Source organism: Luteibaculum oceani, assembly GCF_007995015.1.
GTDB classification, from domain to species: Bacteria; Bacteroidota; Bacteroidia; order Flavobacteriales_D; family Luteibaculaceae; genus Luteibaculum; species Luteibaculum oceani.
The window spans coordinates 1-21618 of sequence record NZ_VORB01000014.1; the positions used below are offsets into that span (position 1 = coordinate 1).

At 40.2% G+C, this 21618-nt stretch carries 23 protein-coding genes and 1 tRNA gene; 12 read left to right on the plus strand and 12 right to left on the minus strand.

What is annotated here, in order from left to right:
* Both FRX97_RS11860 and FRX97_RS11865 read left to right on the plus strand, forming a co-directional pair.
* The coding region (locus FRX97_RS11860; RefSeq protein WP_147015440.1) for an HYR domain-containing protein at positions 1 to 2873 on the plus strand (2873 nt) is incomplete at its 5' end.
* Between the two features lie 161 nt (positions 2874 to 3034).
* Entirely contained in the window at positions 3035 to 3265 is a 231-nt protein-coding gene (locus FRX97_RS11865; protein ID WP_147015441.1) for a hypothetical protein, read from the plus strand.
* 36 nt (positions 3266 to 3301) lie between these two features.
* Here the strand turns inward: FRX97_RS11865 and FRX97_RS11870 are convergent.
* From FRX97_RS11870 to FRX97_RS11880, 3 genes are all read right to left on the minus strand, one after another.
* Positions 3302 to 3373 (minus strand) — tRNA-Arg (locus tag FRX97_RS11870).
* Between the two features lie 103 nt (positions 3374 to 3476).
* A complete protein-coding gene (locus FRX97_RS11875) occupies positions 3477 to 6260 on the minus strand; it encodes a TonB-dependent receptor (RefSeq protein WP_147015442.1) in 2784 nt (927 codons plus the stop codon).
* Between the two features lie 2 nt (positions 6261 to 6262).
* Complete coding sequence (locus FRX97_RS11880) at positions 6263 to 7009, minus strand: GLPGLI family protein (protein ID WP_147015443.1); 747 nt, start codon at positions 7007 to 7009, stop codon at positions 6263 to 6265.
* 129 nt (positions 7010 to 7138) lie between these two features.
* On the opposite strand from FRX97_RS11880, the gene FRX97_RS11885 reads away from it, so the two are divergent.
* Positions 7139 to 8671, plus strand: a complete 1533-nt coding sequence (locus tag FRX97_RS11885; RefSeq protein WP_147015444.1) for a sensor histidine kinase — start codon at positions 7139 to 7141, stop codon at positions 8669 to 8671.
* Positions 8664 to 9344 carry a response regulator transcription factor gene (locus FRX97_RS11890; RefSeq protein ID WP_147015445.1) on the plus strand — a complete coding sequence of 227 codons (681 nt, stop codon included), beginning with the start codon at positions 8664 to 8666 and terminating at the stop codon, positions 9342 to 9344. The genes FRX97_RS11885 and FRX97_RS11890 overlap by 8 nt, the downstream gene beginning before the upstream one ends.
* Here FRX97_RS11890 and FRX97_RS11895 read toward each other — a convergent pair.
* The 3 genes from FRX97_RS11895 to FRX97_RS11905 are packed head-to-tail and all read right to left on the minus strand — an operon-like array spanning position 9341 to position 11739.
* Positions 9341 to 9949 carry a trimeric intracellular cation channel family protein gene (locus FRX97_RS11895; protein WP_223266627.1) on the minus strand — a complete coding sequence of 203 codons (609 nt, stop codon included), beginning with the start codon at positions 9947 to 9949 and terminating at the stop codon, positions 9341 to 9343. The two genes, FRX97_RS11890 and FRX97_RS11895, sit on opposite strands and share 4 nt — an antisense overlap.
* Before the next feature lie 2 nt (positions 9950 to 9951).
* Positions 9952 to 10686: a LytR/AlgR family response regulator transcription factor gene (locus tag FRX97_RS11900; RefSeq protein ID WP_147015446.1), complete on the minus strand. Its 735-nt coding sequence runs from the start codon at positions 10684 to 10686 to the stop codon at positions 9952 to 9954.
* A 3-nt stretch (positions 10687 to 10689) separates the two neighbouring features.
* The gene (locus FRX97_RS11905; RefSeq protein ID WP_147015447.1) at positions 10690 to 11739 is read right to left on the minus strand and encodes a sensor histidine kinase; all 1050 of its coding nucleotides are present in this window, start codon (positions 11737 to 11739) and stop codon (positions 10690 to 10692) included.
* 22 nt (positions 11740 to 11761) lie between these two features.
* Between FRX97_RS11905 and FRX97_RS11910 the strand changes: the two genes are divergently transcribed.
* Positions 11762 to 12385 (plus strand): acyl carrier protein phosphodiesterase, encoded by a 624-nt coding sequence (locus FRX97_RS11910; protein WP_147015448.1) that lies wholly within the window; start codon positions 11762 to 11764, stop codon positions 12383 to 12385.
* Positions 12357 to 12869, plus strand: coding sequence for a hypothetical protein (locus tag FRX97_RS11915; RefSeq protein ID WP_147015449.1), 513 nt, complete (start codon positions 12357 to 12359; stop codon positions 12867 to 12869). The genes FRX97_RS11910 and FRX97_RS11915 overlap by 29 nt, the downstream gene beginning before the upstream one ends.
* On the opposite strand, the gene FRX97_RS11920 is transcribed toward FRX97_RS11915, so the two are convergent.
* Positions 12852 to 13439, minus strand: coding sequence for a hypothetical protein (locus tag FRX97_RS11920; protein ID WP_147015450.1), 588 nt, complete (start codon positions 13437 to 13439; stop codon positions 12852 to 12854). The two genes, FRX97_RS11915 and FRX97_RS11920, sit on opposite strands and share 18 nt — an antisense overlap.
* Before the next feature lie 26 nt (positions 13440 to 13465).
* On the opposite strand from FRX97_RS11920, the gene FRX97_RS11925 reads away from it, so the two are divergent.
* From FRX97_RS11925 to FRX97_RS11935, 3 genes are read left to right on the plus strand one after another with little or no spacing between them, the layout of a single operon-like run.
* Positions 13466 to 14107: an alpha/beta hydrolase gene (locus tag FRX97_RS11925; RefSeq protein ID WP_170227135.1), complete on the plus strand. Its 642-nt coding sequence runs from the start codon at positions 13466 to 13468 to the stop codon at positions 14105 to 14107.
* Between the two features lie 46 nt (positions 14108 to 14153).
* Positions 14154 to 14624 (plus strand): MarR family winged helix-turn-helix transcriptional regulator, encoded by a 471-nt coding sequence (locus tag FRX97_RS11930; protein WP_147015452.1) that lies wholly within the window; start codon positions 14154 to 14156, stop codon positions 14622 to 14624.
* Positions 14621 to 15247, plus strand: a complete 627-nt coding sequence (locus FRX97_RS11935; protein WP_147015453.1) for a YceI family protein — start codon at positions 14621 to 14623, stop codon at positions 15245 to 15247. Before FRX97_RS11930 ends, FRX97_RS11935 begins: the two co-directional genes overlap by 4 nt.
* A gap of 37 nt (positions 15248 to 15284) precedes the next feature.
* On the opposite strand, the gene FRX97_RS11940 is transcribed toward FRX97_RS11935, so the two are convergent.
* Genes FRX97_RS11940 through FRX97_RS11955 form a run of 4 tightly spaced genes read right to left on the minus strand, consistent with a single transcriptional unit; the run spans position 15285 to position 17484 of the window.
* A complete protein-coding gene (locus tag FRX97_RS11940; protein WP_147015454.1) occupies positions 15285 to 16010 on the minus strand; it encodes a porin family protein in 726 nt (241 codons plus the stop codon).
* Positions 16007 to 16342, minus strand: a complete 336-nt coding sequence (locus tag FRX97_RS11945) for a hypothetical protein (protein WP_147015455.1) — start codon at positions 16340 to 16342, stop codon at positions 16007 to 16009. The genes FRX97_RS11940 and FRX97_RS11945 overlap by 4 nt, the downstream gene beginning before the upstream one ends.
* A gap of 1 nt (position 16343) precedes the next feature.
* Positions 16344 to 16928: a nitroreductase family protein gene (locus FRX97_RS11950; protein WP_147015456.1), complete on the minus strand. Its 585-nt coding sequence runs from the start codon at positions 16926 to 16928 to the stop codon at positions 16344 to 16346.
* A 1-nt stretch (position 16929) separates the two neighbouring features.
* Positions 16930 to 17484, minus strand: coding sequence for a thioredoxin family protein (locus FRX97_RS11955; RefSeq protein ID WP_147015457.1), 555 nt, complete (start codon positions 17482 to 17484; stop codon positions 16930 to 16932).
* A gap of 12 nt (positions 17485 to 17496) precedes the next feature.
* Here FRX97_RS11955 and FRX97_RS11960 point away from each other — a divergent pair, with 12 nt between their 5' ends.
* From FRX97_RS11960 to FRX97_RS11970, 3 genes are all read left to right on the plus strand, one after another.
* Positions 17497 to 18267, plus strand: coding sequence for an SDR family NAD(P)-dependent oxidoreductase (locus FRX97_RS11960; protein ID WP_147015458.1), 771 nt, complete (start codon positions 17497 to 17499; stop codon positions 18265 to 18267).
* A 16-nt stretch (positions 18268 to 18283) separates the two neighbouring features.
* Positions 18284 to 18691 (plus strand): hypothetical protein, encoded by a 408-nt coding sequence (locus tag FRX97_RS11965; protein WP_170227136.1) that lies wholly within the window; start codon positions 18284 to 18286, stop codon positions 18689 to 18691.
* 66 nt (positions 18692 to 18757) lie between these two features.
* Positions 18758 to 20941: a GEVED domain-containing protein gene (locus FRX97_RS11970; protein ID WP_147015460.1), complete on the plus strand. Its 2184-nt coding sequence runs from the start codon at positions 18758 to 18760 to the stop codon at positions 20939 to 20941.
* 13 nt (positions 20942 to 20954) lie between these two features.
* Here the strand turns inward: FRX97_RS11970 and FRX97_RS11975 are convergent, their stop codons facing one another.
* Positions 20955 to 21329 (minus strand): hypothetical protein, encoded by a 375-nt coding sequence (locus FRX97_RS11975; protein WP_147015461.1) that lies wholly within the window; start codon positions 21327 to 21329, stop codon positions 20955 to 20957.
* Between the last annotated feature and the right edge of the window lie 289 nt (positions 21330 to 21618).

Genomic DNA, 21618 nt, shown 5'->3' on the forward strand with positions numbered 1-21618 from the left:
TCGATAAATCCCAGTTTAGCTGTGGTGATGTAGGACCGAATACGGTTACGCTTACGGTAACGGATAACAACGGAAATCAGTCTAGCTGTCAAGCGACGGTTACGGTGGTGGATTCTGTACCACCGGTAGCAATTTGTCAGGATATAACGATACAGTTAGATCATTTAGGCTTGGCTTCTATTCAACCGATAGATATTGATGGAGGTTCAAACGATGCTTGTGGTATACAGGGCTTAGCGATCGATAAATCACAGTTTGGTTGTAGTGATGTAGGAGCGAATACGGTTACCTTAACCGTTACGGATAACAATGGAAACCAATCTAGCTGTCAGGCGACGGTTACGGTGGTGGATTCTGTACCACCGGTGGCTATTTGCCAGGATATTACGATACAGTTAGACCATTTAGGCTTGGCTTCTATCCAACCAATAGATATTGATGGAGGTTCAAACGATGCCTGTGGTATTCATGGCTTAGCTATTGATAAATCACAATTTGGCTGTGGTGATGTAGGACCGAATACAGTTACCTTGACCGTTACGGATAACAACGGAAACCAATCCAGCTGTCAAGCGACAGTAACAGTAGTCGATTCAGTAGCACCAGTGGCTGTATGTAAAGACATCACAATTCAGTTAGATGCGAACGGAGCAGCCTCCATAGTTGCAGCAGACGTAGATGGCGGATCGAATGATGCTTGTGGTATCCAGGGTCTGGCTATCGATAAATCACAGTTCGGATGTAGCGATGTTGGAGCGAATACGGTGACACTAACGGTTACGGATAACAATGGAAACCAAGCTAGTTGTCAGGCTACGGTTACCGTGGTGGATTCCGTTCCTCCGGTAGCACTTTGTCAGGATATTACAATCCAATTAGACCACTTAGGACTAGCATCTATCAAACCGATAGATATCGATGGCGGCTCTAGCGATGCCTGTGGAATTGATTCTTTGGTTATCGACAAATCCCAGTTTGGTTGTGGCGATGTTGGATCGAATACAGTAACGCTTACGGTTACGGATAACAATGGAAATCAGTCTAGCTGTCAAGCCACAGTAACAGTAATGGATTCAGTAGCACCAGTGGCTGTATGTAAAGACATCACAATTCAGTTAGATGCGAACGGAGCAGCTTCCATAGTTGCAGCAGACGTAGATGGCGGCTCAAATGACGCATGTGGTATCCAGGGTCTGGCTATCGACAAATCACAGTTTGGATGTAGCAATGTTGGAGCGAATACCGTTACGCTTACGGTTACGGATAACAATGGAAACCAGTCTAGCTGTCAAGCGACAGTGACGGTTGAAGATAATATTCTTCCTGTAATTTCTGATATGCCAGCCGATATTGAGGTTTGTGGAGAGCAGGCGGTATTTTGGGCTGAGCCAAGCGTGGTAGACAATTGTTTAAACAGTTTTACTTCGGATTATAATTCGGGGGATGTATTTCCGGTGGGAACTACTGTAGTTACATACACTGCGAATGATGCAGGGGGGAATGAGGTTACAGCAGATTTCACCATTACGGTTCGATCTCTTCCAGAGTTTACAATAACTCAGAGTTTGGTTCCAGAATTCTGTCAAGGTATTGCGGTGCTTGAGGCAGTGGTAACTAACGAAGGCTTTTTATTAGGTCCTCTAGCCTACAGCTGGTCGGGCGGATTAGGAACTGAGGCACAGGTTACTCCAACCGAAAATGGTACTTACTCGGTAACGGTTACCGATGCTTACGGTTGTTCTACTTCTGAATCCATAGTGGTAAATGTGAATCCAGCTCAAACGCTTTCGGCATATATCATTCTAAGTGATAAGGAAGTGTACATTAAGGAGAGCACAGTCTACGGTGGAATTGGGGTTACCCAGGATAAGAAAAAGGCAAAGATCAAGGACAATTCAACGGTAGAAGGATTTGTACAGGCCGATAGAATTGATTTAGACAATAGCAGTGTTGTTAATGGAACAATCAGTGAAAATACAGCCCAGCTTTTCTATCCTAATTTCTACAGTAATCTCTCTAATTGTGAGGGTGAAGACGTAAAAGTTAAAGATGGTAAAACGCTTTACCTCGACTTGGATAGTTATGATAAGGTTGAAGTAGGGAAAAATGCTACAGTATACTTTACGCAAAGCGACATCTATCTTAAGGAGTTAAAACTAAAAGACGGTGCTAATGTGTTCTTTACGCAATCGGCAAACGTAATGGTTGAGAAAAAGGTGGATATGGATAAGTACACTAACCTGAGTTCAAATGGGAATACCGTTGTGTTCTATATCGGAGATCATTTACACGTTCACGAGGGATCTACTTTTGAGGCGAGTGTATTTGCAGATCATGATATCCGCGTTCATGGGAAATCTAATCAACCATCCGTTATGATTGGTCAGTTCCTAGCCTATGGAAAAGTGCATTCGGATAAAAATGTAACCTGGTATGCCGCGGTTGGCTGTAACCCTGCACCCATTCCTAACGGACCAGAAGATTGCAATACCCTGGCAGATGCAGATGATGGAACGGACGACGATGACGATGACGATGACGACGATGACGACGATAAAGGCAAGGGTAGAAAAGCGATAAATGAGGAGAACACCGGTATAGATGCTAGTTTGTCTCTAGAGGTTTTTCCAAACCCATTTAAGGAAAATCTAACGATAAACTACACTTTACATCGTTCTGGAATGGTTTCAATTACTCTGCTCGATGTTGCGGGTAAACAAATTAGGGAAGTTGTTAACCTAGAACAGAAACAAGGAGTGCCGTACAGTCATCAGATTGAAACGGATAAACTAGCGGAAGGTACCTATTATCTGCGATTTATATTTAACGATAAGATTCATTTCAAAAAAGTGGTACACATAACGGATCAATAAGAAAAAAGGGGCTTTTAACGAGCCCCTTTTTTTTTTTGAATAAACCATTTGATTACTCTTCATTTTACCATTCACCTACAGCAACTTTCCAATGACCGACAAACAAAAATATTTTCAGTGCCTTGGATGTAGTTTTCAAAAACAATTAAAATCTCACTGTTATGAAAACATCAAATTACTTAAAGGCCATCATCATTACAATTTGGGTGTTGGCCAAACTTACGGGCTATGGTCAGGACTATAAATTCCTTGGGACTTATGATAAAAATGGTAAGCCAAATTATTTAGAAGTTCCGGGAGACGTGGTAGGAGCAAGTACTTTTAATTTAGTTTCGAAAGTACTACCCGAGGGTTACCTTCGTTCAGGAAGTGCGTGGAACCCCATTTGCTAAATTAAATAATTGGTTAATCGGTACATTGGAAAGTAGTGACCTCGAAGGGAATCGAACCCCCACCTAGAGAACCGGAATCTCTCGTTCTATCCATTAAACTACGAGGCCAAGGTGCTGCAAAAGTAAAATTAATAAGCGTTTCCCCTACTGCTATTCAAACAAAAAGGGCTACCCTTAAAGAGTAGCCCCAAACCAAAGTGAGGGTAGGGTTTTATCTCATCTTATGCATCTTCATAAATCCACTCATAGGATCTTCTGTGCCCGCTTTTCTAAACTTGTATGTAAAGCTTAACATGAAATATTGTGATAGGATGTTACTTACTTGTTGCCCAATGTAGTTTTCAGAGGTAAACTGCTCTACGCCTTGGTTTTTATTCAACAAGTCAAATGCCTTTAACCTTAAGCTTCCCTTATTACCTGCTAAGAAGTTATGGGTAATTTCTGCGCTCCAAAGGGGAACTTGAACCGCATTGGCAAATTGTGAGTTTTCGTAATTGGTTACATCCAACGAGCTACTGATTATCCACTTATCATTTATGTACCAGGCTGCATCGGCAAACAGGCTTTGGGATAAATAATTGGTGTTTTGAGCACTGTTGATACTGTAGTCCGAAGTGGTGTAGTTAAGTGCAAATCCAAGCTCTGCTTCAATTTTATCCTTTTTGCGATTGCTAATGGATATGTCTCCTCCGTGACTAAATGAAGTAAGAAGGTTTTCTTGTCCATCGATTAAACTGTAACCAGTGGAGTAGCCCTCGTCTAGCCCAAGATTAACCATAAGCCCTAACTTCTTAATTGGGGTTGAAAAGCTTACGCTAACCTCCATATTTTGTCTGTCCTTAAAATTAACAGGCTCTATTTCCTGAACTAAAGTTTGTGGATTAAAGGACCTTGCATTTACTATGCTGTTTTCCGTATGGGTGTATCTGGCATTAATAAAGAAGGATGTAAAACTGAATTGGTCATATATCATGAAAAACAAGTTTCCATTATGACTGTATTCTGGCTCTAGGTTTAGATTTCCACGGTTTAGGGAAAGCGGAGAAGATAGATCCACCAAAGGTGCTACTCTGCTTATGTTGGGATAATTAACATTAGTGTTATAGCTTAAATTTAATCTTCTTCCTTGTCCAAATCTGTGTCTTAACCTAAAGTTTGGAAGTAAGTAGCTTTTGTTAAGGGTGTTCGCGTCAACTTCCTCGCTATTTTGGTCATAGGTGTTTTCCATTTCTATTCCCGAAACTCCCAATCCCGCAGAGAATGTTGTGTTGTCTCCGGTAATTTTCCAGCTTACTTTCGCTTGTGCTTCCGAAACAATTTGCTCGGCAAATTCAGAAGGTACAGTCTGGGTATTTTGTTCAGACTGCTTTAATTCTTGATCTCTGGCAATGTTTGAGAAACGGTTTAAGTAGCTTCCTTCAAATTCGATGAAGTGATTTTTGAATAGGGGTTCATTCCAAGCTCCACTCAATTGGTAATTCCAGCTATCCTGAGCGTCTTCCCTGAAAAAATTCTCTGAAATTTCGCTATTCTGAGGGGTAATTGTGTTGTTTAACCAGTTGGTATTAGCCAAGCTTTGGTTTAAACCTAAAGAAACTTCCCCATTAACGTTTCTCCCAATTTTACTGGCTGATTTTCGAATTAATTTGGCATTAGAATTCATTACCAAACCATCTGAGTTTGAGGTAAGGTCACGATCTAATGTGCTTTGCTGATCCCCATTTTGGGTAATCCTAAAAGAACGAAGGTCAGAATTGGCATCGGTAATATTTGCCGAACCGGTTATGATAATTCTTGTTAAGCTGTCTACGTCATTTTTCCATCTTAAGTTGGTAGCATGCCCATAATTGGCATCAGATTTCGACTCGTCTTCTGTATTTTGGATTTCTCCTTGTCTGGTAAATTGTGTGGATGTACTATTGGTTTGGGTTCCTCTGTCCGAACCATTAAACATGTACGAAACACTTAGGTCGTTGCCCTTTCTTATTTCGTAGCTACTATTTAAACCAAGCGCTCCAGAAACTAAGTTTCCATATTGGTTTTGACCAAAATTTAAGGGGACAGAATTGTCATCGCTATTGAAGGTGAAACTCATGTTGCCTGGTCCAAAGCCAGCACCCCCAGTTTGAAAATTGAGATAATCGCTAATGGAAAAACCATAGTCGTTTATGTTGTTTAGTTTTCCAATTGCAGATAACTGTAACTTTTTATCAAACTTAAATCCAGAACCGGCAAATTCGTAGCGATCGTTCGTACCATATCCGCCACGGACTTCACCAAAAGCGCCCTTCTTTTTGTCTTCCTTTAGTTTTAGGTTAATGGTTTTAGTGCGTTCTCCATCGTCCACTCCAGTGAACTCTGCAGCATCACTTTGTTTGTCGAATACCTGTACCTTATCTACCGCATCGGCAGGTAGGTTTTTAGTGGCCATTTTCGGGTCGTTTCCAAAGAATTCTTTTCCATCAACGGTTACCTTTTTAACTTCTTCGCCCTGAGCTTTAATAGTACCGTCGCGGTCTACTTCTATTCCTGGCATTTTCTTCAAAAGGTTCTCTACGTTGTCTGTTGGTTTGCTTCTAAAGGATGAGGCGTTGTACTCTACCGTATCGGCTTTAATTAAAATCGGGGCCTGGGTTCCTGTAATTTCAACTCCATCTAAATTCACAGCCTTTAATTTCAGCACGATAGGTCCGAGGTCTAAATCTCCAGATAAATCTGCAGAGGAGATTTTCCAAAAGGTATTAGAGAACCCTAAGTAAGATGCTTGAAGGATGTAGTCGCCTTGCTTTACATTGCTAATGGTGAAGTTCCCCTCAAGGTTAGTAATTCCAAAATAGGCAAGGGTAGAATCTTCTGGATATAAAATAGAAACAGTGGAGGATGGCATAGCAACCCCCGCGCTGTCTACAACAGATCCGGTTATGCTTACTTTTTCTTGCGCAAAGCCAGATAGGCTTAGGCAAATGCAAATGAATAAGGTGATCAGGTTTTTCATGATTATCGTGCTACTCTAATTACCATTCCGTTTCCGCCGTGTTGCTCTTCCATTTCTTTGGTTTTCTCTTCCACAATGGCTTTAAACTCTTCTTTGGTAACTTTTTTACCTTTTCCTTTTATAGACATGGTTTTAGCATCTACCTCTTGCTCCTCAATTTTGGTGGCCATAACGGTAACAAGCCCGTTATCTAATTCCAATCCTAAAATCATTCCTGGAAGTTTACCTACTCCTCTTGGTCCAGTAGATACCGGGATTTGAGGGGTGAACCAAGCTAAAATGGTGTCTTTTTCTCCGTAGTGGATGGCTTCTTGACATACATAACCAAGAATTTCTTTTTGCCCAGCACCGATTTTCCAGTTAAAAGGTTTTTCATTTTCGTCAACCACAACGAAATTTCTACCCATAAACTCCTTCAATTCTACTCGGGTTTGTTCTTTAATATCATGCACAACCTCTGAATTGTCTTTCATCTGCTTAAAGCGCATGTGCATGCCACCTTGTTGTTTTTCTACAACCTCGTCTTCCTCAACTTCTGGCGATTGATATTTAGAAAGATCGGCGTTAAATAATAGCTCTTTGTTAAATTCTTTATAGCGAGGAATCATGTCTTTAAACTGCTTAGCACGCTCAGGCAGCTTTGCATGAACATCAATTTTCTCTTGATATACAATACGACCTTCAGTTAGTTGGGCAACACCCGAAAATCCTGTAAGTAATGCGATAATTAAGCTTAAGTATAGTTTCATAGTTTTTGGTTTTTCCACCCTACAAACATACTTTACACCAAGCCCTGCCTAGGTTAATGCTATATCAATTAAGGTTAATTATGGTTAACGCATTGTTATCAAGGGTTTTAGCCATTCTACATTTGACTTATGCCAAAGCAGATTAATAGAAATAAGAGTTATTTATTGGTGGTAGCGGCCATTTGTATTATTGGTCTATGTGGATTGATAGTACATTTCCTTGGAGGCAGTTATCATAGCGCCAAAACAGAGTTACGACGACAAAGTACCCGTAACTTACTTTTTACGCAGAAAGCAATAACAGACTCCATACAGCAACAGGCGACTCAAGAGGATTTAAGGGTGGCGGTAACCCTACTTAAATCTATTGCTTCAGATATAGATGATGGAAAAAAAAGCCGATCCATTTCCATTACGAAAAGAGTAAACCGAAAAGATACAAGTGGCTTATATAAAGAAGGGTGGTTGAAGGAGTTTAAGCTGAATATAAATCTGGATTCGATTATAAGCCAGGAGTTAAGTTATGTCGATTCTCTAACCGGAATTATGAGTTTGGTTCAAGACTCTATAAAGATTGATACCATAATTAAAAACCACAACAACATACGTATAGAAAAGCATCATGGAGAGCCCGGGCGAGGGTCAAAACACAATTGGTTTTCGAAAAAGGTGGAGCGCGAATTGCTGTTCGCCGACACGGCTTTGCTAACTAAAAAATTTAACGCGGCCTTTAGCGACGAGCCTCACCCTATTTCACTTTCCTGGGTGGTGGTAGATTCTACCGTGAAAGGATTCAACCCACATAATTTTAGATTGGTATCCAATCCCAAAATAAAGGTGGAACCTAAATACGTAGGGATAGAATCGGCAGCCTTAAGCAAAATAAAAAGGCAAGCAGCACTTTCTCTCGTTCTTTTATTGCTGGTGATTTTCGCCTTTTGGCAATTTATTCGCAATGCCAGAAAACAGGAAAAACTTTTACTGTTTAAGAACGAGCTGATTAGCAATATTTCGCATGAGCTTAAAACTCCTGTTAGTTCGGTTAAAATTGCTATTGAAAGTCTTTTGAAACGGAAGGAAAATCAAGATGAACGTACAACGGCGTATCTTGAGCAGTCTGCTAAAGAAATTAATAAGCTTCAATATCTCATCGATAAGGTGCTGCAATCGTCCATTCTAGAAGAAGGGCAAATTCCTTTACAAATTGGAAAAGTTAATTTGTTCGATTGTTGCCAACACGCGATTCAATCTTTAGATCTTCTTGCCAAAGAGAAGGGTATGGAAATTAAGCTTGAAAGCAAGATTCCAACAGCGGTAGCCAAAGCAGATAAGGATATTTTGTGTAGGGCAATTGCCAATGTAATAGAGAATGCAATTAAGTACGGACCACAAGATTCTTTGGTTGAGGTTGTAATTGGAACCCATAGTTCGGGATATCAAATTCGGGTGCGCGATGGAGGAAGCGGTGTTAGTGCCGAGTATTTATCTTCTATTTTTGATCGCTTCTTTCGAATGCCAACGGGTAATGTCCATAATGTTAAGGGACATGGTTTGGGCTTGCATTTTGTGAAAAGTGTAATGGAACAAATGGGTGGAACCGTTCAAGCAAAAAATGTGGAAAGTGGTTTCGAGATAACCCTAAATATACCTGCTTATGAGTAAGATTTTATACTTGGAAGACGAACCATTTTTAGGTCAAGTGGTGGTAGATTCCCTTCAGGAAAATTCTTACGAAGTAGTTTGGGTGAAATCGGGTAAGAAGGCTCTTGAGGCGTTTGAAAAGGAGTTGTTTGATCTTTGTTTGTTGGATGTTATGGTTCCCGATATCGATGGTTTTTCCGTAGGGAAGCAAATTAGGGATGTCAATGCCAAAATCCCTATTGTTTTCATTACGGCTAAATCGCAAGGTGCAGATGTAGTACAGGGGTTTGATTCGGGTGGAACGGAGTACATAAAAAAGCCGTTTGGCTTGGATGAGTTGCATGCAAGACTTAAAAATCAACTGAATTTACTGAACGCTGTTGCAGCAGAAAAGGAGGAAATTTCTTTTGGGAAATTTACACTGGATGCCCAGCGGTTAAAGCTGCAATTTGAAGGTGAAACCCTAGTTAAATTAACGCATCGCGAATGCGAAATATTGAAAATGTTAGGTGCAAAGCTTAACGAAACGGTTGAGCGCAAGCATCTTTTGAAACAAATATGGGGAGATGACTCCTATTACAATTCCAGAAACTTGGATGTGTACATCAAGAAAATTCGCGATTACTTAAGTGTGGATTCAGAAGTGGAAATAATTACCCTAAAAGGAGTGGGATATAAGTTGGTTTGTGCCTAAACCAACTCGGGGATTTTCCATTTAAATCGCACGGCTAAAATCCTAATGGTAAAAATGAAACTCATAGCTATAATGGCCGACCATTCTGTGTTTACAGGGGTTTTTAGCAATATCCAATATAAAAATCCACCTAGAATGCATGGGGTAGCGTAAAACAAATTGCCCTTAAAAACGAGAGGGATTTCGTTGCACAAAGTATCTCGAATTACTCCACCTGCCACAGCCGATGAGGTTCCTAATAGTACCGCAGAAACAGGTGCTATATCCATGGAAAGTGAAACCTGGGTGCCCAATACCGTAAAAAGGCTTATTCCCAAGGTATCAAACAGCATCATGGTTTTTCTCAGCTTTAAGAGATGCTTTCTAAAAAGTAGGGCAATAAAAATCCCGCCAAAAATGGCGTAGAGAATTGGTCGGTTACTTAGCCAGCCCACTGGCGTTACACCAAGTAATACGTCTCTTATAGAACCTCCGCCTATCGCGGTTACCAGGGCAATAATGCTGCCTCCAAAAAAGTCCAATCGCTTATCAAAGGCCCCCAGAAAACCGGATATGGCAAAAACAGCTGTTCCTAAAATATCTATGGTTAAAAAAAGGATATCCACCTTTATAAGCTCATTACATCTTTAAATTTCGCGGCTTGTCTTCTGGATACCTCTACTTTGGTACCATCTTTTAACTCCAATTGTAACCCGCCGTTAAACCAGGTTTCTACGCTTTCTACCCAACGTAGGTTAACAATGAATTTTCTATTGGTCCTAAAGAAAACAGAAGGGTCTAGTCTTTTTTCAAGGTTGTTTAGTGATTTTAAAATTAGTGGCTTTTTGTCCTTAAAATAAACTCGAACATAGTTTCCTTCCGATTCAAAAAGACGAACATCTGAAAGGGATACGAACCAACATTTGTCTCCATCCTTCAAGAAGATTTGGTTATCCAAGTTAAGTACGTCCTCGTTGGTAGAAGTGCTTTCCTCCGCGTGCGATCTATCCTCGCTTAACCTGTGCTCCACCTTTTTTAAGGCTTCCTCCAGGCGATGATTTTCTACTGGCTTTAACAGGTAGTCTAGTGCGTTTACCTCAAAGGCTTTTATCGCATATTCATCATAGGCAGTAACAAATATCACATAAGGAATGTGATCGAGATCCTCTAGCAAATCGAAACCGCTTTTACCAGGCATTTGGATATCTAGAAATACTAAATCGGGTTTTTCCGCATTTATTTTTTCTGCTGCTTCTTCTCCGTTTGCTGCCTCTCCAATGATGTCGAGATTGTCGTATTGCGACAATAATTTTTTTAATTCCTGCCTGGCTAGTCTTTCGTCGTCTACAATTAAAGTTCTCATGGTTTAATTTTTAGGAATGTTGATTTCAGTTTTAACCTGGTTCTCGGTTTCGTTATAAATACGGAGGGAAGCATTTTTTCCGAATATAAGCTTAAGTCTTCTGCGGGTGTTTCGCAAGCCGATTCCCTGTTGTTCGGTAGTACTGGCTGTGTCTTGAAAGTTCCCTGTATTAGTTACCACTATTTTATGGGAATCAAATTGGTCAAGTGCTTCAATTTTTATGATACCACCTCGGGGTAATTTCGAAATTCCGTGTTTCACAGCATTTTCAACTACCGTTTGAAGCATAAGAGGGGGGAAGGGAATACTATTTACAGCTGGTTGAATTTGATAAACGATTTCTAGCCTGTCCTCAAACCTCATTTTTTCTAAAGCCAAATAATTCTTAACCAATTCGAGTTCTTCGCTAAAGCGAATGGTTTTTTGTTTGCCAATATTTAGGGCTGCTCTTAGTAAAACCGATAATTGCGTTATGGCCTTTTTTGCTTTTTCGGGTTCATCCTCAACCAAGGCTCGAATTCCGTTTAAAGCATTAAACATAAAATGCGGGTTGAGCTGAGATTTAAGATTGTTAAGTTCAATCTCATTTCTAGAAGCCTCTAGTCTCAGGTTTGCAATTTCCTGCCGCTTGTAATTAAAAAAATAGTGCGCAGTAAAATAGAGTATAGACCATAATACAATCAGCAAACTCCAGTTCAAAACCATGGGGAAAATCTCAGTGAGTTCAGATTTAAAAAAGCTTTGAATTTGAGGGAGCATCAGCTGAATGAGCAAATCGTGGATGGCGAGAAAAATAAATCCAAAGATTACGCCGCTTATTAAAATGCGTGGAATTACTTTAAGTAACCCCATTTTCAGCCAGTTGAATTTTATAATGATTCCTCGGTAAAGGTGGGTGATTAATATCCCAACAAACACGATGAGTAGTGAGGCAATAACGGCTTCGTACGATGCTTGATTGCCAAACAAGTTGTACAGCAGCACAAAAAAGAAATAAATCATCCACCCACATAGCTGGGCGATCCAATACAACGTTTTTCTTTTGTCAGTCATCGATGGTGAAAATAGTAATTTGATGGTTGGAGCATTAAAATTTTACATTGGAGGAAAAAAAAGGGTGAATTTCCTAGGTCATGCATATTTATCCGGTAATGAGCCGGAAATTTTATACGGCAATTTTATCGGAGATGCGGTTAAGGGATCGAACTATAAAAATTACCCCAGCTCCATTGCTAAGGGGATATTGTTGCATAGAAAAATTGATTTCTTCATCGATAGTTATCCAGATTTCAAAGAGGTGAAACAAGAATTGTATCCCTTAGCCTCTAAAATGACTCCGGTAGTTATCGATTTGTGGGTAGACCATATGTTAGCCTGCCAGTGGAAAGATTACCACGCCAAGCCGTTGTTGAACTATGCCGAGTGGGTGTATGATACCGTAGATGAGTTCGCACCGCATCCCGAAAAGGTTAATCTGTTTCTACCTCACATGAAAGAGCATAATTGGTTGTATCAGTATAAAAATGCGGATGGATTTAAATGGGCTTTGGTAAATATTGGCAGACGTATTAAATTCCCCATCTCAATGATTGATGCCGCCGACTTTTGTATCGCGAATAAATCAGCCTTTGAACCAACTTTTAAAACCTACATCAAAAAAGCCAAACGCTATGCGCAAGATTACCTTAGTCCTTCTTAGTTTCCTTTTCATCAGCCCTTTATTTGCACAAAAAGAGGCTCCATGTACTGGGCCAAATCACACCCTATTAGACTTTTGGGTAGGAGATTGGGCTTTAAGCTGGGGGGATAACAAAGTTGGAACCAATAAGATTGAGAAAATTTTGGGTGGCTGCGTAATCGAAGAAAATTTTAAAGGAGATCCAGGTATACCAAACTATTACGGAAAAAGCGTTTCGTCTTACGATGCTACCGATGGCAAATGGAAACAGGTTTGGGTTGACAATGCTGGTGGATGGCTAGACTTTGTTGGGGCTAAAGTTGGCGATGAGGTCCATTTTTCAAGAGAAACAAGAAAAAATGGTGTGAAAATCCTTCAAAGAATGCGTTTCTATAACATCAACTTCAGAAGTTTTGATTGGAGTTGGGAATCTTCAGATAATAATGGCCAAACCTGGAAGGTGGAGTGGGCCATTCATTATGAGCGTTTAAACGGTAAAAAGTAATTTCCACAGGTCTTTGTGGGGGAGGGGCGGATGGTAATTATACCCTTGATATGTGTTGCTTTGTAACTTAAAAAGCTTGGGCTGATTATTGCAAATTTTAAATTCTATCTGCACGTTTCCATAGCTTTGGATAAGCCTTTCGTCGTCCGAGAATTTGGTTTTCGGTTTTAAATACCATTTTTCCCAGCCTATACAATTTCCATTGTCTTCGTGGTGTTCCTCTTTTTTCATCTGCACTACGTAACTGCTTTTTTGCAAATTCTCTACCATCAAGTCGCTGAGGAATCGGAAATAATCGGTTTCGAAATCCTCTATGTGGGTTAGGTAAAATCCATTGCTGCTTTTGCTGTGGTAAAACCCAGCCTCCATTCCTGAATAGTTGGGAGTGTTTTTATTATCGGATACCAATTGAAAAACATTGTCCACAAAGGTTTGCCACACCGAATGTTGTCTGATTTTTTGGAATTTTTCTTTGTGGCGTGTCGATCTATTTAATTCCTGGCTAACTAAAGGTTCGCCTTTTTTTTCAGCATTATTAAATAAACCTTGCAACCAGCTGTTAACATTCATAACGGTATAATAGCTATTTTTCGATGATGAGAAAAATTCAAATACCCAAAACTCACTTTATCGGTGAGAAAGGTGATAAAGAGAACGCGAATACGGCCTGGATGGTTTGCCATGGATACGGCCAGTTAGTAGAATATTTCTCGAAGAAATTTGAAATTCCTGAATTGGATGATCACTATTTGATCTTCCCAGAGGCATCCAATCACTTTTATCTAGAAGGTTTTTCGGGTAAAATAGGAGCAACGTGGATGACGCGTTATAACAGGGAGGAAGCCATAAGTGATCAGCAAATTTATCTTTCGGAAGTAGCACGGGTTTTCGATTTTACCCAATTTAAAACTAGAGTGGTTTTTGGTTTTTCACAAGGTGTGCATACGGTAATACGATGGATACTAGATAGCAAGGTTCGATGCGAATACCTCATTTTGTGGGGTGCGGGGTTACCCGAAGATTATTTCAAGAAGATGCTAGACCAAAAATTGGTTGGTAAGATATTTTTTGTGCTGGGATCTAAAGATGAATTTATTCCCAAGGAAAAGGCGGAAACCTATTTATCTGAGTACAAAAAAAATGGCCTGCAATTTGAACTTATCTGGTACGATGGGCCACACGATGTTATTCCCGAGCCACTGAAAAAGGTTGTTGCAGCTATTGAAAAGAAAAATTAACAATTAAAATGTAACAACATTAAATGTAGGTACATATATTTGCAGTATGAAAATTGAGGAAGCAATTAAGCAGAAGAAGTTCTCCAGTGAGGTGCAACGTGCGCAGATTAACATTTTGTACACAGCTTCTTTTCTAAACTCCGTTCACAGTCAGCTTTTTAAGGAGTACGACCTTAGTGCTCAGCAGTACAATGTGTTGCGCATAATAAACGGTCAGGATCCTAAACCAGCATCGGTGCAGCTGATAAATGAAAGGATGATAGATGCATCTTCTAACGTTTCAAGAATTGTAGACAAGTTGGTTGCCAAAAAGTGGGTTACAAGAACAACCTGTAGACGAGACCGACGTCAGGTGGATATCAAAATCACTCCCAAGGCCAAGGAGTTGATAGCGGAAGTTCACGAACAATTTCAGGAACGTTTTAAGGTGTTAGATGAAATTCCTACAAACGAACTTGAACTGCTTAACGACACCCTTGATAAAATGAGAGGATTAATATTAAAAAGTAAATCATGACAAAGTTAGTTACCCTATTAGCTATCGCATTGGTATCACTTAATTCTTTTGCAGGTGGAAAAGAAGGAAAAGGAGATGCTTACAAAGTAAACACCACGGAAAGTGAAATTATCTGGAAGGGCAAAAAAGTAAGTGGAGAGCACTTTGGAAAATTGAAGTTTTCTAAAGGACTGTTCGAAGCGCACGGTGGAGATCTTTTTGGTGGAAGGTTTGAAGCAGATATGAACAGTATCACTTGTGACGACCTAGGTAAGGAGTACGGAGATAAGTTAGTAGGACACCTTAAAAGCAAAGACTTTTTTGATGTTGAAAATCATCAATACGCTTCAGTTGAAATAACCAACATCCAACCTGAAGAGGGAAATCAATTTACCCTTGAGGCCAACCTAACTATTAAGGGGATAACCAGCCAAGTAGTATTTCCAGCGGAAATTTTTACTACGAGCAAGAAAATTGTAGCCCGCGGAGAAATGGTTTTCGATAGAACTGTATACGACATTAAATATGGTTCTGGAAAGTTTTTCGAAGGATTGGGAGACAGAATGATTGACGACGAAGTAGCGATTAAATTCGTAATTGTTGCCGAAAAAGATCAAGAAGATCATTCAGGTCACAACCACTAAGTTTAAACCAAACTAAACTCAAATAAAAAACGGCTTCCTATAACTGGGAAGCCGTTTTTTCTTCTGGGCTAGGCCCGAAAAAGTATCTTAAACTCATGGTGAGAAAACGACCATTTAAATCTGCACTCACCCTGGGCTGATTCCCTTCTTTTATTCTAACAGCCCTTGAACTAGCCAATGCTCGGAAGGGGAGATGGTAGGAGGCCCCGATGTAGAAAATTCCAGATTCTTTCGTTCTATATTCAAATCCAAGTTGCGCTAGAAGCGAAGCAGAAACCCAGGCATTTCTTCTAGTTAACTGCTGATATAACTCGGGTTTTCCGCTGGTTAATTCTGATGGTAAAAAGTTTACGGATAAACCTCCACCTGCATTTATAAAACTCCTCTCACCACTCTGAACATAAACCAATCCCAAAAGGGGAATTTCATAACTCACCAATTTAAAGGTATCCTGTACAAAGAAATTACTGGTATCCTCGCTAAGTTCCAGGCTGTAATTACGCGTAATAATGTTAATTCCTGTTTCGAAAGAAAATTTCCCATAGAAATTGTGGCGAATTACCATCCCAAACGAGGAACCCGAATAGTTGGTCACCGAATAACTCAAAGAGTCTTCGAATCCCAATTGGGGACCAGTGGTAAAAAATCTACTGCTGAAAATAGGTTTGTATTCAATACCGAAAAAGGTGAGTTGATCTGGCTTTTGGGCCAAAATCAAATTGGGTATTAGTAGTAAGGAGAATAAAAGAATCCTCAATTTCATGTGTTGCTTTTTAGGTAACCAATTACAGCCAAAGCCAGTATAAAAATGGTAAAGGCGAAGGTAAACCACTTTAGCCCTTTGTCTGGAATAAAAGAGGTTTTGTGTTTGATTAGGGTGTCAGTATTAATTTTTTCAACGGAAATTTTGTGCTTTTTGTGTACACCAAAAAGTTGGTAATTAATTCCATTGCGTTCTTCTTCCCCCTTCTCATATGGTATGTCTGCACTTATTAGCATTTGCTCGAAGTAAATTCCCGCTTCCTCTTTAGAGAATTCGTAAACCATAAAGCTACGCTGCGATGGATGCTCGTAGTAATTTTGCAGTCGAATCATTTTACTTCCAGGTACTTAAGTACTCTATTGGTTTTCGTTGTCCTTTTGGCCATTCATCCTTAGGATATCCTAAATAAATAAGCCCCAAACAGCGATCTTTTTCGGCTAAATTGAAAAATTGCTTTCCGGCATCGCCCAATAAAAATTTTGGAGTAGACCAAAAAGCTCCAATACCGTAGGCAGTAGCCATTAGTTGCATGTTTTGAACGGCACAAGCCACAGCCATAATTTCTTCTATTTCTGGTATTCTTTCCGATTCTTGGCGTTCCATACAAACCCCTATTACCGCTGTAGATGCCATCGGACGGTTTTCCATTTTCAAAAGCTTAGCCTCACTTCTTTTTTCTTCCGGAGTTGCGTGTTTATAGCTCTCAACTAGAAAGTTTGCAAGTTCTTTTCTGCTTTCCTCAGACTGAAATACGGTAAAACGCCAAGGTTGAGTTTTGCCGTGGGTGGGAGCCCAAGTTGCCGCATTAAGCAGTTTTTCGATAATCTCCTTGTGAACCTTTCTTGTACTATATAATTCCGGATATATCGTTCGTCTATCCTTTATCACTTCAAATATTTCACTCAGGTTATGTCGCATATTATTTCCACTTAATGTTACATCCCATGCTTGGAATTTGATTGGGTATTTCTTTGTTTCCTGAAAGCAAACTATCAATAGCAGCCCTTAAATCAGCACCATTTACTGGAGCTTTGTTTCCCGGACTTGCCGCGTCTAACCTTCCCCGGTACACACATTTTAATTCTTCATCAAACAAGCTGAATTCAGGAGTGCAAACTGCATCATAAGCTTTAGCAACCTCCTGGTTTTCATCGAACAAATAAGGAAACTGAAACCCCAGAGCATTAGCCCATTCAACCATTTTATCGGGATGATCTTCAGGGTAATTCTCAATATCATTACTATTTATTGCGATGAGGTTAATTCCACGCTCTTTGTAGTCGATGGCAATATTATTAATCTCCTCGATCACGTGCTTTACGTAAGGGCAATGGTTGCAAATAAAAGCCACAATGGTCCCTCTTTTACCCATTAAAAGGTTTAGGGTTTTGCTTTCATTATCTTTGGGATCAAGTAGAGAAAAGTCAGGGGCTTTAAAGCCTAATTCTTTAGGTTTGGTCTTGGTTAATGCCATAATGCAAAGGTAATGGATAAATGTTTTGTGATTACGGGCGCAGGCACCGGAATTGGTCAAGCTGCAGCACTAGAATTGGGCAACGCAAACAACAATCATATTCTCGTTTTGGTAGGGCGACGCGAAGGTCCTTTGTACGACACTTTGGCGCTTTTAAATAATCCGCAGCGAGCAATAGTTGCAACTGCCGATGTACGCGAGTTAAATCAGTTGAAAGAGGTAGCAGAAAAGGCGGACCTTGCCAATAAATCGCTGAGTGGAATTTTTGTGAATGCGGGAATTGGTGGAGAGAACCACGCCGGACCTACAGATAGATGGTTTGACATCATTAATACCAATTTAACAGGCGCGTATAACACGGTCCATGCTTTCTTACCCTATCTAAAAACTTCGCAAGCAGATAAAAAGAACATATTATTTACCTCATCCATACTAGCTAAAATTGGGGTTCCTGGCTACGAAGCTTATTGCGCCTCTAAGGCAGGAGTGCTGGGTTTAACAAGGTCTTTGGCTACCACACTGGCTCCAGACAAAATTGCGGTTAATGCCCTTTGTCCAGGATGGGTTGATACCAAAATGGCAAGAACGGGATTGGAGCAATTTGCAGAAAAGGTAAATCAACCGGTCGAAAAAATTATTGAACGCGAAATGGCGCGGGTGCCCTTCGGAAAAATGTCTACCCCCACCGAAATTGGGAAATGGGTGAAGTTTATTTTTACCGGGTCTCAATTTTCACTAACCGGCCAATCAATAGATGTCAACAATGGGGCATTCATGGATTAGTGAATTTTTATCCAAGTTGAGGGTTAATTTTAGAGTCTATCTAGCAGGCCTGGTAATTCTCATTTTACTTCCTTTTTCATTAGAGTGGAAGCTTTTTGTGTTTGGATCTAAAACGGTAGGTGTGGTAAACGCGTACAATGGAGAAAAGGACAAAAGGTTGTTTAGGGTAAATGCTACCCCTGAAGTTTCGGTGGTTTTTGAATTCCAAGGGAAGTCGTACCAAGCTTTTGTGAGCGAGAGTAGCAGCTTAAAAGAAGGTGAAAAAGCATCGGTTTTATTTTTCGAGGGTAATCCTTCCGATAACTTGGTGTTGTCCGGTTCGGGTTTATATAAGGAGTGGAATTTAGTGTGGATGATCACCTGCATGTTCATTTGGACCATCTTTTGCATTAATTATCGAAAGAAAAAATTGCTTGGGACATGATCCTCGTCGAATAAAATCCGTCTTCCCTTTGTAAAACGTAACTTATACTGAAATCATCTTATCCCCATGAGATACATTCTTCTGATATACACAACTTTAAGTCTCCTCATAGCCCATGGTCAAAATGCTATTCAAGCAACAATTCAGGCCGATTTTGTCCCTGATTTAGCTACCGAAATGACCTTAAATTCTCAAGAAATAAAGCTAAAGCAGGATAAAGCATTTAAGGTTTGGAAATTGAAGTTAAATGGTGAGCACCAAAATGCAAATAGCCTACTAATTCGTTTAGTGTTGGATGGCAATGAAGAAGTGGTGCAGTTAGTTCGTAATTACCCTGTGGCGCCAAATGCATTAATAAAAAGTGCCAGTGGAAAGTCATTTCCCATCAACGCCGAATTCTACAGTGGAACCATAAAAGGCGTGGAAAAATCGCTGGTGAGTATTTCTTTTTTTGAAGGTAAAATGCAGGGGCTAATTGTTAAAGGGGATGAGGTCTACGCACTAGGAAATCATCCACAACATGGATTGGTCCTTGTTGAGGAGTCTGGAATTAAGAAGGAAAGGGAAAACTTTTGCTCGGTAAGCTCAGATTTAAAATTGAATAACCCATTGGCAAATAAGTCACCCAGAAAATCACATGGAAACTGTGTCCAAGTGTACTTCGAGCTGGACTATGACATGTTTCAGAATAAGGGCTCTATTGAGGCGGCATCCAACTATTTACTGGGTGCGTTCAATGAAATTCATACCCTTTACAAAAATGAAAACCTCCAGGTTCAGGTTTCGGAGATTTTTGTTTGGGATTTACCCAGTCCATATTTAGGGTCATCGTCACTTTCGCAGTTACAGCAATTTCAGGCTTTAAGACCCGTATACAATGGGGATATTGCCCATTTGGTGGATCTTAAGGACAATTTAGGGGGTGTTGCCTATGTAGACGTTCTTTGTACGAATTCTGCCTATGCATATAGTGGAATAGAATCAGATTACAAAAGTTTTCCAACCTATAGCTGGACTATCGAAGTAATTACCCATGAAATAGGGCATAATTTGGGATCGCCACATACGCACGACTGCAGCTGGCCGGGAGGTGCAATTGACGGATGTTATCCTTCGCAAGGAAGCTGTGAAGATGGTCCACAACCCGAGAATGGCGGAACTATAATGAGTTACTGTCATTTAACCTCTAATGGAATCAATTTTAACAATGGGTTTGGTCCTCTTCCCGGAGATCTAATTCGAAGTAGGGTAGCCAATGCTACGTGCTTATCTGGCTGTGGTCATTTATGTGTTGCTCCCAATAAGGCTACTCAAACTGGTGTTGGATCAAATAGTGCTCGATTAACTTGGAATGAAGTGGAGGGAGTTACTTCTTACGATTATGATTATCGCCTAAAAGGCCAGGTTAAGTGGACTTCTGCAACTACAAATTCGGTTGAGGTTAATCTTAGCAACTTGGTGGAAAATCGCATTTATGAATTTAGAGTTCGATCCTTATGCAGCGAAACGAATAGTGTTTTTTCAGGGGTGTCGGAATTTACAACAGGTGAAATTCCTAGTGGATATTGTGAATCTTATGGCAGTAACGCGAGCAGCGAATGGATAGAAGGAGTTTCCTTTAATAATTTTCAAAATGTATCTGGAAGCGATGGAGGCTATGGGGATTTTACCTCAGAAATAATTCCATTGCTAAGGACAGCGGACATAGCCTTTGAATTGGTGCCTGGGTTTGATGGAGGGATTTTAGGCCCCAACACCTACCCAGAATATTGGAGAATTTGGATAGATCTTAATCGAAATGGATCGTTTTACGATGAGGATGAGTTGGTTTATAATGCTGGGAAAACTTCGGAAGAAGCTGTTGAGGGCACCTTTGCCATACCAGCTTGGGTGGAAAATGGGGTGACCAGAATGCGGGTGAGCATGAAATTCAATGCCAGCCAAGGTCCTTGTGAAAATTTCGGTGAGGGAGAAGTAGAAGATTATCACGTAAATATTACCAATACTGTTGGAATAGGTGAGGAGGAGTTGGATCAATTGTCTTTGTATCCCAACCCCACAAAAGCAAGAATCTGGATAATTGGTGTAAAAGAGCCTTCCAGCTACAAGGTGTTTGATAACACTGGTAAATTGGTTTTGGATGGGCTGTTAGATGCAGATCAAGACATGCTTGATGTACAGTCTTTAGAAAAGGGCCTTTACCATTTAATTGTAAACGGTAAAAAGCCCTTGAAATTTATCGTTAATTAAGACGGATATACTCTTAATTGCTTGACGTGGTGTCGTTCCCACTGGTTTTAAAAGAGAATGCCACTTGAGTTTCTGCCAAAAATGGATCCTTTGCAATCACAGTTCCAGTGTAGGTGATTTGAGAATTAAGGTTTTGCGGAAATCTAAATTCTGTTGTGCGTAAACTTGCTCCCTGAATAGCTCCGGAAAGGTATACATCGTATATAACGGAATCTCCATCTGGGTCTATAGATTTCGACCACATAATTTTTGCAGTACTATCGTTTAAAATAACAGGTTGTACAGCAAATGGAGATGGGGCACCATTTTTAAATTCTTCCAAAGGCTCTTCGCAAGCCGAAAAGGTGAGTATCGCAATTAGGGCGGTGAATAACAAACTATTTCTCATGACCGCAAAAATGATAAAATATCTCAAGCGCAGGGAGTTAAAAGACCGTTGAAATTGAGATTCCTAATTGGCTAGTAGGGATTAGCTGGTAGTTCGTAGGTGGTGTAGGGGGGATGAATTGATGAATTGACGAATTGAGGAATTGACGAATTGAGGAATTGAGTGTCCCGTCCTGAAAAAAGTTGACAGGTTTATTTTTAATTCCTGGTTAAAGTTAACGATTGATTTTTATTCCTAAAAAAGGTTGTCAGCGGGTTAATAATTCCGTCGTGTATTTCCGATGGAGTTT